9 protein-coding genes and 1 pseudogene are annotated in these 12,061 nt (G+C 72.0%); 5 read left to right on the forward strand and 5 right to left on the reverse strand.

Features of this window, described 5'->3' with window-relative positions; all coding sequences use genetic code 11:
* Positions 1-458 (reverse strand): annotated as a pseudogene (locus tag CCN33_RS19235) (histidine kinase); the annotation flags it as partial.
* A gap of 122 nt (positions 459-580) precedes the next feature.
* On the opposite strand from CCN33_RS19235, the gene CCN33_RS19240 reads away from it, so the two are divergent.
* Positions 581-2,011: a cation:dicarboxylate symporter family transporter gene (locus tag CCN33_RS19240; protein WP_086694824.1), complete on the forward strand. Its 1,431-nt coding sequence runs from the start codon at positions 581-583 to the stop codon at positions 2,009-2,011.
* Positions 2,012-2,108: 97 nt separating this feature from the next.
* On the opposite strand, the gene CCN33_RS19245 is transcribed toward CCN33_RS19240, so the two are convergent.
* A complete protein-coding gene (locus tag CCN33_RS19245) occupies positions 2,109-2,723 on the reverse strand; it encodes a TetR/AcrR family transcriptional regulator (protein WP_244173867.1) in 615 nt (204 codons plus the stop codon).
* A 131-nt stretch (positions 2,724-2,854) separates the two neighbouring features.
* On the opposite strand from CCN33_RS19245, the gene CCN33_RS19250 reads away from it, so the two are divergent.
* The 4 genes from CCN33_RS19250 to CCN33_RS19265 all read left to right on the forward strand — a co-directional run bounded on the left by CCN33_RS19250 (position 2,855) and on the right by CCN33_RS19265 (position 7,778).
* Positions 2,855-4,534: an MFS transporter gene (locus tag CCN33_RS19250; RefSeq protein WP_086694818.1), complete on the forward strand. Its 1,680-nt coding sequence runs from the start codon at positions 2,855-2,857 to the stop codon at positions 4,532-4,534.
* Positions 4,535-4,624: 90 nt separating this feature from the next.
* The gene (locus CCN33_RS19255) at positions 4,625-5,053 is read left to right on the forward strand and encodes a MerR family transcriptional regulator (protein WP_086694819.1); all 429 of its coding nucleotides are present in this window, start codon (positions 4,625-4,627) and stop codon (positions 5,051-5,053) included.
* Entirely contained in the window at positions 5,050-5,382 is a 333-nt protein-coding gene (locus CCN33_RS19260) for a thioredoxin family protein (RefSeq protein WP_086694820.1), read from the forward strand. The genes CCN33_RS19255 and CCN33_RS19260 overlap by 4 nt, the downstream gene beginning before the upstream one ends.
* Positions 5,383-5,504: 122 nt before the next feature.
* On the forward strand, positions 5,505-7,778 hold the full coding sequence (locus tag CCN33_RS19265; protein ID WP_086694821.1) for a HelD family protein: 2,274 nt from the start codon (positions 5,505-5,507) through the stop codon (positions 7,776-7,778).
* 48 nt (positions 7,779-7,826) lie between these two features.
* Here CCN33_RS19265 and glgB read toward each other — a convergent pair whose 3' ends face one another.
* The 3 genes from glgB to CCN33_RS19280 all read right to left on the reverse strand — a co-directional run.
* Positions 7,827-10,190, reverse strand: a complete 2,364-nt coding sequence (glgB, locus tag CCN33_RS19270; RefSeq protein WP_086694822.1) for a 1,4-alpha-glucan branching enzyme — start codon at positions 10,188-10,190, stop codon at positions 7,827-7,829.
* 32 nt (positions 10,191-10,222) lie between these two features.
* Positions 10,223-11,617 carry a maltokinase N-terminal cap-like domain-containing protein gene (locus CCN33_RS19275; protein WP_208621798.1) on the reverse strand — a complete coding sequence of 465 codons (1,395 nt, stop codon included), beginning with the start codon at positions 11,615-11,617 and terminating at the stop codon, positions 10,223-10,225.
* A gap of 93 nt (positions 11,618-11,710) precedes the next feature.
* Positions 11,711-12,061 (reverse strand): alpha-glucosidase C-terminal domain-containing protein (locus CCN33_RS19280; RefSeq protein ID WP_208621799.1); only part of this gene is annotated, 351 nt, incomplete at its 5' end.

Raw genomic sequence — 12,061 nt, forward strand, 5'->3', positions numbered from 1 at the left:
GGCACGCTGGGGCCGTCCGTCACCGGAGTCACCGCGCGCACGGACGGCCCCAGCGTGCCGGTGTACGTCTCGGTGAAGGTGTGCCCCCGCAGGGCGGGCCCGGTCCGGCCGAGGAAGCGCCGGCCTATCTCGTCCCGCGACGGATGGGTCCAGCGGATGCCCCGCGGGTCCATGATCGTGACGAAGTCGACGTCGGTGTCCCGCATCACCCGCAGCGCGTACGGCTCGAGCGCGGCCGAGGGGTCCGGGGTACGGATCGCCGCCCGCACCGAGGGCGCGTCCGCGATGGACCGGGCCACCGCCGTGACCTGGCGTTCCGCCGCGTCCCGCGCCTGGCGCTGGTCGCTGACGTAGGTGAACAGGGCGTACCCGGCCACCACCACCGCGACCAGCACCGCCTGCATGGCGAAGAGCTGGCCCGCCAGGCTGCGGGGTCGGGGGAGGGCGGGGGCACGCATGCCAGCAGTGTGCCTGTCCGTTCGGGCGTGAACTAAATGAACGGAAGGGTGACCGCCCTCACACGGCGGGAGATAGTCTCCGCGATCCCCTGCAACGCCCGGACGTGAGCCGCACGCCGGTCATGCCGACGAAGACGTCAAGGAGAGCAGTCGTGGCCGCCAGCACCCCCGGTACGGCACCAGCCGCCCCCGCCGTGAAGCGGGACCGTACCCATTACCTGTACATAGCCGTCATCGTGGCGGTCGCGCTCGGCATCGCCGTGGGCCTGATCTGGCCCGACGCCGGGGTGGAGCTCAAGCCGCTCGGCACCGGGTTCGTGAACCTGATCAAGATGATGATCTCGCCGGTCATCTTCTGCACGATCGTGCTCGGGATCGGCTCCGTGCGGAAGGCCGCGAAGGTCGGCGCGGTCGGCGGCATCGCGCTCGGCTACTTCACCGTGATGTCGTTGGTGGCGCTCACCATCGGCCTGGTCGTCGGCAACGTGCTGCACCCGGGCGAGGGCCTGCACCTGACCGCCGCGCTCCGGCAGAGCGGCCACGCGCAGGTGTCCGCCGACGCGTTGCCCCCGGTGGACTTCGTGCTCTCGATCATCCCGGTCACGTTCGTGTCCGCCTTCACCGAGGGCCAGGTCCTCCAGACCCTGCTGGTCGCCCTGCTCACCGGGTTCGCGCTGCAGGCGCTGGGGGCGGCCGGGCAGCCCGTACTGCGGGGCATCGAGCACATCCAGCGGCTGGTCTTCCGCATCCTGGCCATGGTCATGTGGGCCGCGCCCGTCGGCGCGTTCGGCGCGATCGCGGCCGTCGTCGGCTCGTCGGGCATCGACGCGCTCAAGAGCCTCGCCGTGCTGATGTTCGGCTTCTACCTCACCTGCGTGCTGTTCGTCTTCGTGGTGCTCGGCGCGCTGCTGCGCATCGTCTCGGGGCTGAACATCTTCCTTCTGCTGAAGTACCTCGCCCGCGAGTTCCTGCTGATCCTGTCGACCTCGTCCTCGGAGTCCGCGCTGCCGAGGCTCATCGCCAAGATGGAGCACCTCGGCGTCAGCAAGGCGGTCGTGGGCATCACCGTGCCGACCGGGTACTCCTTCAACCTCGACGGGACCATGATCTACATGACCATGGCGTCCCTCTACATCGCGGACGCGCTGGGTACGCCGATGTCGCTCGGCGAGCAGATCCCGCTGCTGCTCTTCCTGCTGCTGGCGTCCAAGGGCGCGGCGGGTGTCAGCGGCGCCGGGCTCGCCACGCTGGCCGGCGGTCTCCAGTCGCACAAGCCGGCGCTGGTGGACGGGATCGGCCTGGTGGTCGGCATCGACCGGTTCATGAGCGAGGCACGGGCGCTGACCAACTTCGCGGGCAACTCCGTCGCCACGGTGCTGATCGGTACGTGGACGAAAGAGATCGACTCGGAGCGGGTGCGGCGGGTGCTCGCGGGCGAGCTGCCGTTCGACGAGACGACGCTGCTGGACGAGGGGCGGGAGGGCGAGCCTTCCGCGCCCTCGCCCTCGACCTCGGCCGAGGGGGAGGGCGGGAAGGAACTCGCCAAGGCGTGAGGAGCCTCTGGCCGAGGTGTCCTCCGGGGCCCGCCTGAAGGGCCTTCTGTCGCCGGCCGCCCGACCCCGCCTGAACCGGGGCCGGGCGGCCGGTCTTTCATGCCGCCTTGCTCGCGCGGGCCACCAGCTCCGTTGCCGTGTCGCTCGGTACGCCCGCCGCCGTGAGCGCGGTGACCGCCGCCGCGTGGCCCGCCTCCTCGGGCGGGAGCAGCCCCTCGTTCACCGCCTCCATGACCGCGAAGAGGAGTTGCTCGTGCACGAAGGCCAGCGCGGCGGCGGGCAGCGGTGAGCTGAACACCCCTTCGTCCAGACCGCGTTGGAGCAACCGCGTCTTCTCCTCACGCAGGGGGGCGAGTCGGTCGCGGATGCCCTGGACGGTGACCGTGCGCTGGGCCAGCGCGATCAGCAGACGGTAGCGGTCGGCGATCTCCCACACCGCGAGCACGGAACGGGCCACCGCGGCGGCCGGCCCGGCGCCGTCGACCCGGGCGCAGAGGTCCGCATCCGTCAGCACCCGCACCGCGTCGTCGACGAGGGTGCCGATCAGCGCCTCCCGGCTGGGGAAGTGCCCGTACACGGTGCGCCGTACGACACCGGCGGCGCGCGCGATCTGGTCCATCGAGGCGTCCGGGTCGCGCAGCAGCTCGGCGAGGGCGACGTCGAGGATGCGGCGGCGGTTGGTGTCGGCGCGGCTGGGGTTACCCGTGGTCATGGCAGTCATTGTGCACACCTTCTCGACTTGCACAACCATGTGCAACGTCGTACATTGCACATCGTTGTGCAATTGCACGCCACTGTGCAAGTACCTGTTGTGCCTGATGTCGAGGAAGGTCAGCCGCTGTCATGCGACTCGTCATGAACGAACCGGTCGAGAGGATGGAGCGCCCCTACGCCCGGCGCTGGTGGGCGCTGCTCGTCCTCTGCCTCAGCCTGCTGATCATCGTGATGGCCAACACCGCCCTCACGGTCGCCGCGCCCGACATGACCCGCGACCTGGGGCTGTCCAGCGCGGACCTCCAGTGGGTCATCGACGGCTACACCGTCCCCTACGCCGCGCTGATGCTGCTGCTGGGTGCGATCGGTGACAAGTACAGCCGGCGCGGGGCGCTGATCCTCGGCCTCGTCGTCTTCGGCGGCGGCGCGGTGTTCGGCAACCTCGCGGACTCGGCGGCCACCGTCATCGCGGCCCGCGCGGTCATGGGCGTCGGCGCGGCGCTGATCATGCCCGCGACGCTCTCGCTGCTCGCGGCGACCTTCCCGCGCGCCGAGCGGGTCAAGGCGATCACCCTGTGGACCGCCACCGCCGGCCTCGCCATCGCGGCCGGCCCGGTCGTCGCGGGCGCGCTTCTGCGGAACCACGGCTGGGCCTCGACCTTCCTGATCAACGTCCCGGTGGCCGCCGTTGCCGTCGTCGGCAGCCTGGTGCTCGTGCCGCCGTCCAAGGCCGGTCACCACGAGCGCATCGACTACGTCGGCGGGCTGCTGTCCGTGCTGTGGATCGCCGCGCTGGTGTACATGATCATCGAGGGGCCGCACTTCGGGTGGGGCGTCAAGGCGGTCACCGCCGCGGTCGTGGCGGGCGCCGGCCTGATCGCCTTCGTCCTGTGGGAACTGCGCCACCCGCGCCCGGTGCTGGACGTACGCCGCTTCGCCGACCGCCGCTTCGCGGGCTCCAACCTCGCGGTCGCCCTCTTCTTCCTGGCCGTCTTCGGCGCCTTCTACTACCTCACCCAGCACCTCCAGTTCGTCCTCGGCTACGACGCCCTGGAGACCGGCGTCCGCATGCTCCCCCTGGCCGGCGCGGTCTTCGCCGGCTCCGCCCTCACCGGCTACCTCACCCCCCGTGTCGGCATGCGCTGGACGGTCGGGGCGGGCATGGTCGCCGGCACGGTGGCGCTCGCGCTGCTGACCCGCGTCGACGCGGGCTCGACGTACGCCGACTTCGTCCCGTCCCTGGTGATCCTGGGCCTCGCCATCGGCCTCGCCCTCTCCCCCTGCACGGACGCGATCATGGGCGCGTTCCCGGAGTCCGAACTGGGCGTGGGCGGCGCGGTCAACGACACGTCGCTGGAACTGGGCGGCTCGCTCGGCATCGCGATCCTGGGCTCCCTGCTGGCGACCTCCTACGACGACCACCTGACGTCGGCGACGAAGGGGTCCGGCCTGCCGGCCCAGGCCCTCGCCACGGCCCAGGACTCGGTGGGGGCGGGGTACGCGGTGGCGCAGGCCATCGGCGAGAAGGCGCAGTCGCTGGCCGCGAAGGCGGCCGGGGCCACGGACCCGCAGCAGGCGGCCCAGCTCAAGCAGCAGGCCTCGTCCCTGGCTTCGGGGGCCCACCGGATGGCGGAGGCCGTGGGGTCGTCCTTCTCGGACGCGGTGGCGCACACGAGCCTGATCGGAGCGGTCATCCTGGGCGTGGGCACGGTCGTGGTGGCCGTGCTGCTGCCGGGGCGGGAGACGGCGCCTTCGGCGGAGGCTGCCGAGGAGCCGGAAGAGGCACCGGTGGAGGTTGCCGCCCACTGACGCCGGCCGACGTGCCGCTCCGGAGCCCGACGGAGCGGCACGTCTCGCCGCCTTGCCCTGACGCCCACGTCACCCCCTACCGTCGAAGCCATGCGAATCGGTGAGCTGGCCGAGCGCGCCGGGACGACCGTGCGGGCGCTGCGGTACTACGAGACGCGGGGGCTGTTGCCCGCGCGGCGGGACGGCAAGGGGCATCGGTGGTACGACGAGCGGGATCTCGTGCTGCTGACGCAGATCCGGACGCTCCGGGACTTCGGGTTCGAGCTGGAGGAGACGCGGCCGTTCGTGGAGTGTCTGCGGGCCGGGCACCCGGAGGGGGACGCGTGTCCGGCCTCCCAGGCCGTGTACCGGCGGAAGCTGGATGAGCTGGACGGGCTCATCGGGGAGCTGGTGGCGGTGCGGGAGACGGTCGCGGGGGAGCTGCGGCGGGCCGAGGAGGCGCGGGCCGGGCTGGCCGCCGAAGCGCTGGTTCCGGGGGGTCCGGAACCCGTGTGCGAGCTGGGAGGGCGAAAGGCATGAGTGTCGTCAGCGGTCTTGACGAGGTCACGGACGCGAATTTCGAGGCGGAGGTGCTCGGCTCCGATCTCCCGGTGCTGGTGCAGTTCACCGCCGACTGGTGCGGGCCCTGCCGGCAGCTCGCGCCGGTGCTGAAGGACATCGCCTTCACGGAGGGCGACCGGCTGAAGGTGGTCCAGCTCGACGTGGACCGCAACCCCGGCACCACCATCGCCTACCAGGTGCTCTCCACCCCCACCCTCCTGGTCTTCCAGGACGGTGAACCGGTGCGCTCCATGGTCGGCGCCCGGCCCAGGCGCAGGCTGCTGGAGGAGCTGGCCGACCTGCTCTGAGAAAGCACCCCGCAAGCAAAGAAATCCCCCGGGCGTGGACGCCCGGGGGATTTCTTTCGGTATATTGGACCGTTCACGACTTCTTTGTGAGAAGTCGTGCGGAAGCTTGATGAGCACAGTATATGCGGGCGGGAGTGGAATTGTCAAACACCGAATTTCCGGACGATGAATTGCGGTTCGAGCAGGAATTCATCGACGGACTCTACGAGCGCGTGGACGAACTGCGCGGCGATGCCGAGACCGGCGTCAGGGACGCCCTCGCGCAGGGCGACAAGCCCCAGCAGGCACGCCTGGAGCGGGACATCCTCGTCGCCGAGCGCTCCGGGCTGCTCGCCGCGCTGAACTCCGTCGACGGCTCGCTCTGCTTCGGCCGGATCGACCTCGCCGACGGCACCACCCACCACATCGGCCGTATCGGCCTGCGCCGCGAGGACGCCGAGCGCACCCCCGTCCTCATCGACTGGCGCGCCGACGTCGCCCGCCCCTTCTACGTGGCCACCGGCCACACCCCGATGGGCCTGCGCCGCCGCCGGCACATCACCAGCGAGGGCCGTACCGTCACCGCCCTGCACGACGAGATCCTCGACCTGGGCGACGACACCCGCACCGGCCACGAGGACCCCACCGGCGACGCCGTCCTGCTCGCGGCGCTGAACACCGCCCGCACCGGCCGCATGAACGACATCGTGCAGACCATCCAGGCCGAGCAGGACGACATCATCCGGGCACCCCACCGGGGCGTGATGGTGGTCGAGGGCGGTCCCGGCACCGGCAAGACCGCGGTCGCCCTGCACCGCGCCGCCTACCTGCTCTACGAGCACCGCGACCTGCTCGCCCGCCGCGCGGTACTCATCGTCGGCCCCAACCCCGCCTTCCTCGGCTACATCGGCGAGGTGCTCCCCTCGCTCGGCGAGACCGGCGTCCTGCTGGCCACGGTCGGAGAGCTGTTCCCCGGCGTGAAGGCCACCGCCACCGACACCCCCGAGGCGGCGGTGGTCAAGGGCCGCGCCGAGATGGCCGACGTGCTCGCCGCCGTGGTGGCCGAGCGGCAGGCGCTGCCTGACCCGGTGATCGCCGTCGAGCACGACCGCGAGGTGCTGATGCTCGACGAGGGGCTGGTCGCCACCGCCCGCGAGCGCACCCGCGCGGCCAAGCTGCCGCACAACGCGGCCCGCGAGCACTTCGAGGGCCACATCCTCAACACCCTCACCGACCTGTACGCCGAGCGCGTGGGCACCGACCCCTACGACGGCAGCAGCCTGCTCGATCCCGCCGACATCACCCAGATCCGCGACGAGCTCGCCGAGAACCCCGAAGTCTGGTCGGCCATCGACCGGTTGTGGCCCCGGATCACCCCGCGCCGGCTGGTCGCGGACTTCCTCGCCGAGCCCGACGGCCACCTCCCGCCCAAGGACGCCGACGCGGTACGCCGTCCCGTCACCCGCGCCTGGACCGTCGCGGACGTGCCGCTGCTGGACGAGGCTGCCGAACTCCTCGGCGAGGACGACCGGCTGGCCCGCGCCCGCGCCGACCGGGAACGGCAGACGCAGATCGCGTACGCGCAGGGCGTGCTGGACGTGTCGTACGCGTCCCGCACCTACGAGTTCGACGACAAGGAAGAGGACGACCCGGAGTCCTCCGAGGTGCTCTCGGCGCACGACATCATCGACGCCGAGCGGTTCGCCGAGCGGCACGAGGAGGACGACCACCGCAGCGCCGCCGAGCGCGCGGCCGCCGACCGGACCTGGGCGTTCGGGCACATCATCGTGGACGAGGCACAGGAGCTGTCCCCGATGGCGTGGCGGCTGCTGATGCGGCGCAGCCCGACCCGCTCCATGACCCTGGTCGGGGACCCGGTGCAGACCGCCGAGGCGGCCGGGGTCGGCTCCTGGTCAAAGATCCTTCAGCCGTACGTCGAGGACCGCTGGGAGCACACCCGGCTCGGGGTCAACTACCGCACCCCGTCCGAGATCATGGACCTGGCCGCCGCCGTGGTCCGCGCCGAGCACCCGGACTTCGAGCCGCCCAGCTCGGTCCGCTCCACCGGCGTACGCCCCTGGGTGCGGGACGCCTCCGGCGATCTGCCCGGCGCGGTCGCGCGGGCGGTGGCCGAGCTGACCCCGGCCGAGGGACGGCTCGCGGTCATCGCCCCGCGCGCCCTGCACGCCACCGTCGCCGGCGCGCTGGACGGCGTCACGGCGGGCGCCGAACCCGACCTCACCCGGAACGTGGTCCTGCTCGACCCCCGCCAGTCCAAGGGTCTGGAATTCGACTCGGTGCTGGTCGTCGACCCCGCCGCCTACGGCACGAGTGACCTGTACGTGGCCCTCACCCGCGCCACCCAGCGCCTCGGCGTGCTGCACACCGGCGAGGTCCCGGCGGCGCTCAAGGGGTGACCGGGCTCGTCCGGGGGCCGGCCGACGGGCCCCCGGACGGTCGCGGTCTCACGCCGGCCGCAGCCACACCGTGGCCAACGGCGGCAGCGTCAGGCGGATGCTGGCCGGGCGGCCGTGCCAGGGCTGGGGTTCGGGCTTGACCGTGCCCTGGCCCGCGACATCCCCGCCGCCGTAGCGGGCGAGGTCGGTGTTGAGGGTCTCGTGCCAGGCGGGGACGTCGTCGGGGACGCCGAGGCGGTAGTCGTGGCGGGCCAGCGGGGAGAGGTTGGCGACGCACAGCAGCGGGCCGCCCTCCGCGTCGCGGCGCAGGAAGGCGAAGACGTTGTCCTCCGCCGCGTCCCCCACGATCCACTCGAACCCCGCCGGATCGGTGTCCCGCTCCCACAGAGCCGGGGTCGCCCGGTACGCGGTGTTCAGGTCGCGCACCAGCTCCCGCACGCCCCGGTGCTCGGACTCGGCGCCGTAGGCCGGGTCCAGCAGCCACCAGTCCGGGCCGTGTGCCTCGGACCACTCGGCGCCCTGCGCGAACTCCTGTCCCATGAAGAGGAGTTGCTTGCCGGGATGGGCCCACATGAAGGCCAGGTAGGCCCGGAGGTTCGCGCGCTGCTGCCACCAGTCGCCCGGCATCTTGGAGACCAGCGACCGCTTGCCGTGCACGACCTCGTCGTGGGAGATGGGCAGCACGTAGTTCTCGCTGTACGCGTACACCATCGAGAAGGTCATCTCGTGGTGGTGGTACTTGCGGTGCACCGGCTCGTGGCTCATGTACGCCAGCGAGTCGTGCATCCAGCCCATGTTCCACTTCAGCCCGAAGCCCAGCCCGCCGAAGCCGCTCGGGCCCCTGTGGTGGGTCGGCCGGGTCACGCCGTCCCAGGCGGTGGACTCCTCGGCGATGGTGACCACGCCGGGGCAGCGCCGGTAGACGGTGGCGTTCATCTCCTGGAGGAAGGCGACCGCGTCCAGGTTCTCCCGCCCGCCGAACTCGTTCGGCGTCCACTGGCCCGCCTCGCGCGAGTAGTCGAGGTAGAGCATCGAGGCGACGGCGTCCACGCGGAGCCCGTCGATGTGGAACTCCTCGCACCAGTACACCGCGTTGGCCACCAGGAAGTTCCGCACCTCGCGCCGCCCGAAGTCGAACTCCAGCGTGCCCCAGTCCGGATGGGCGGCCCGCAGCGGATCGCCGTGCTCGTACAGCGGGCGCCCGTCGAACTCGGCCAGCGCCCACTCGTCGCGCGGGAAATGGGCGGGCACCCAGTCCATCAGCACCCCGATGCCCGCCTGGTGCAGCTTGTCCACCAGGTACTTGAAGTCGTCCGGGGTGCCGAGCCGGGCGGTCGGGGCGTAGAACCCGGTGACCTGATAGCCCCAGGAGCCTCCGAAGGGATGCTCGGCCACCGGCATCAACTCGACGTGGGTGAAGCCGAGATCACCGACGTAGGCGGGAAGCTGCTCGCCGAGCTGGCGGTACGTCAGTCCCGGACGCCAGGACGGCAGGTGCACCTCGTACACCGAGAAGGGTGCCTCGTGCACCGGGCGGCCCGCGCGGTGGGCCATCCACTCCGCGTCGCCCCACTCGTGGTGCGAGACGTCCACGACCGAGGAGGTGGCCGGCGGCACCTCCGTACGGCGGGCCATCGGGTCCGCGCGCAGGGTGCGCGAGCCGTCCGGGCGGGTGATCTCGAACTTGTACAGCTCACCCTCCCCGACCCCCGGCACGAACAGCTCCCACACCCCGGTGGAGCCCAGCGAGCGCATCGGAAAGCCGGTCGCGTCCCAGAAGTCGAAGCCGCCCGCGACCCGCACCCCGAGGGCGTTCGGCGCCCAGACCGCGAACCGGGTCCCGGTCACGCCCTGCTGGGTCAGCACCCGCGACCCGAGCGCCTGCCACAGCTCCTCGTGCCGCCCCTCGCCCAGCAGATGCAGGTCCAGCTCGCCGAGCGTGGGCAGGAAGCGGTACGGGTCCTCGGTCTCGTGCACCGTGCCGTCGTAGGACACCAGCAGCCGGTAGGCCGGGACCTCGGCCAGCGGGAGCAGGCCGGAGAAGAAGCCCTCCCCGTCGTCGCGCAGCTCCGCCCGCACGTCCTCGAAGACGACGGTCACCGCCTCCGCGTACGGCCGGAACACCCGGACGGCGACCCCGCCGGGCACCGGGTGCGCGCCCAGCACGGTGTGCGGGTCGTGATGCGTGCCCGCGAGCAGCCGCTCACGGTCGGCCGGGTCCAGGGCCGGGGACACGGCGGGCACCGCGGGCACCTCCGGCGTACGCGCCCTGGGGATCGCGGGCGCGTTCTCCGGTGACTCCGCCTGCCTGCCGGGTTTCGCCCGGACCTGCTTCACCGGTGCCGCCTGCGAGGACTTGGCCTGCTTCTTGCCGGACTTGCTCTTCGGGCCGGCTGGCTTCTTGGACGTCACGGACGAGTCTCCCGGTCGGGGTCAGGTCGGGCTCACGACAGGTCGGGCGTGGCGAGGCGGCGCACCGCCGACATCGGGACCGACAGCCACTCGGGCCGGTGCCGGGCCTCGTAGACGACCTCGTAGATCGCCTTGTCGGTCTCGTAGGCGCGCAGCATCACCGGGTCGGTACGGGGGTCGCGGCCGGTGACCTCGGCGTACCCGGTGCAGTAGGCGGCCCGGCAGGCGTGCGCCCAGTCGGGCGCCGGGGTCTTCGCGGAGTGGGCCGCGTAGTCGAAGGAGCGCAGCATGCCCGCGATGTCGCGCACCGCGGGCTGCGGCATGCGCCGCTCGGCCAGCGGGCGGGACGGCTCGCCCTCGAAGTCGATCAGCGACCAGCCGTCGCCGGGCGAGCGCAGGCACTGCCCGAGGTGGAGATCGCCGTGCACCCGCTGCGCGGTCCAGGTCTGCCCCTCGCGGGCCAGGTCGGCCAGCGCCTCGAACGCCGAGCGCAGTCCGCTCTCGTACGGAAGCAGCGCGGGCACCGCCTGTACGGCAGCCGCCAGCCGCTCGGTCATCCCGCCTGCCAGCAGCGCCAGTTGGGCATGACCGAGGGTGACGGTCGGCAGGGCGCGGGCGAGGGCGGTGTGCACCTCGGCGGTGGCCCGGCCGAGAGCCCGCGCCTCGTGGGTGAAGTCCTCGCCCTTGGCCAGCTCGCGCAGGGCCAGCTCCCAGCCGTCGGTCGCGCCGTTCATGAAGGGCTGGAGCACGGCGAGGACGTACGGCTCGGTGTCCAGGTCGGCGCGCAGCCAGGCCACCGGCGCGGGCACCCGCGCGCAGCCCTCACGGGCCAGCGCGAGCGGCAGCTCCAGGTCGGGGTTGATGCCGGCGGTGACCCGGCGCAGCAGCTTGAGGATGAACGTATCGCCGTACACCACCGAGGAGTTGGACTGTTCGGCGGTCATCAGCCGGGCCACCAGCTGGTCCCGGATCTCGTGTGCCGGGTCCCGCTCGAAGCGCAGCGCGCCGACGCGGGCGCCGGTGCGCAGGGCCTCCAGCAGCACCTCGGCCGGCCGGGGGTCGTACAGGGCGTCGTAGACCGTGCGTCCGTCGAGCGGGCCGTCCACGACATGGCCGATCAGCGCGGGCGCCAGCCGGGGCGGCAGCGCCTCGCGCACGCCTATCAGCAACTGGTAGCAGTCACCGGGCTGCGGGGGAGCGCCCGGCACCGGCGGTTGTCGGACGCGCAGGAGTACGTGATAGAGACCCAGCCTTCCTTCGGGAGGCAGGAGTTCGGTGGCGGCCACCAGGTCGAAACCGGTGACCGCGCGCCCCTTCCCGGCGAACCAGCGCTGCCGGGGCAGCCATTCGCGCAGCAGGGGGTCGAGCGATTCGAGCAGCTCGGCTGTGGTACCTGACGTGCTGGAGGGGGTGACCGTTTCCGCCATGGGCGTCACGTCCTTTCCCCGGGTCGTCGGGGTGTTACTGAACGGTGCCCCGAGCGGGGCGGCGGAAACCGGTGGCCGCCCCGCTCGATCGCACTACGCCGCGTCCTGGCGCAGCCGGAACCAGTAGAAGCCGTGCCCGGCCAGCGTCAGCAGGTACGGCAGCTCGCCGACGGCCGGGAAGCGCACCCCGCCGAACAGCTCCACCGGGTGCCGCCCGGTGAACTGGCGCAGATCCAGCTCGGTGGGCTGCGCGAAGCGGGAGAAGTTGTGCACACAGACCACGATGTCGTCCTCGTACTCCCGCAGGAAGGCCAGCACCGCGGGGTTGGACGAGACCAGCTCGGTGTAGGACCCCAGTCCGAAGGCGGGGTTCTGTTTGCGGATCTCGATCATGCGGCGGGTCCAGTGCAGGAGGCTGGACGGCGAGGACATGGAGGCTTCGAC

The organism is Streptomyces recifensis (genome assembly GCF_002154615.1).
Classification (GTDB): Bacteria; Actinomycetota; Actinomycetes; order Streptomycetales; family Streptomycetaceae; genus Streptomyces; species Streptomyces griseoluteus.

What these genes read in the sequence shown, in the direction of transcription:
- CCN33_RS19240 (WP_086694824.1), top strand. Translation starts at nt 581, where the DNA reads ATGCCGACGAAGACGTCAAGGAGAGCAGTCGTGGCCGCCAGCACCCCC.
- CCN33_RS19245 (WP_244173867.1), bottom strand. Translation starts at nt 2,723, where the DNA reads ATGACCACGGGTAACCCCAGCCGCGCCGACACCAACCGCCGCCGCATC.
- CCN33_RS19250 (WP_086694818.1), top strand. Translation starts at nt 2,855, where the DNA reads ATGCGACTCGTCATGAACGAACCGGTCGAGAGGATGGAGCGCCCCTAC.
- CCN33_RS19255 (WP_086694819.1), top strand. Translation starts at nt 4,625, where the DNA reads ATGCGAATCGGTGAGCTGGCCGAGCGCGCCGGGACGACCGTGCGGGCG.
- CCN33_RS19260 (WP_086694820.1), top strand. Translation starts at nt 5,050, where the DNA reads ATGAGTGTCGTCAGCGGTCTTGACGAGGTCACGGACGCGAATTTCGAG.
- CCN33_RS19265 (WP_086694821.1), top strand. Translation starts at nt 5,505, where the DNA reads ATGCGGGCGGGAGTGGAATTGTCAAACACCGAATTTCCGGACGATGAA.
- CCN33_RS19275 (WP_208621798.1), bottom strand. Translation starts at nt 11,617, where the DNA reads ATGGCGGAAACGGTCACCCCCTCCAGCACGTCAGGTACCACAGCCGAG.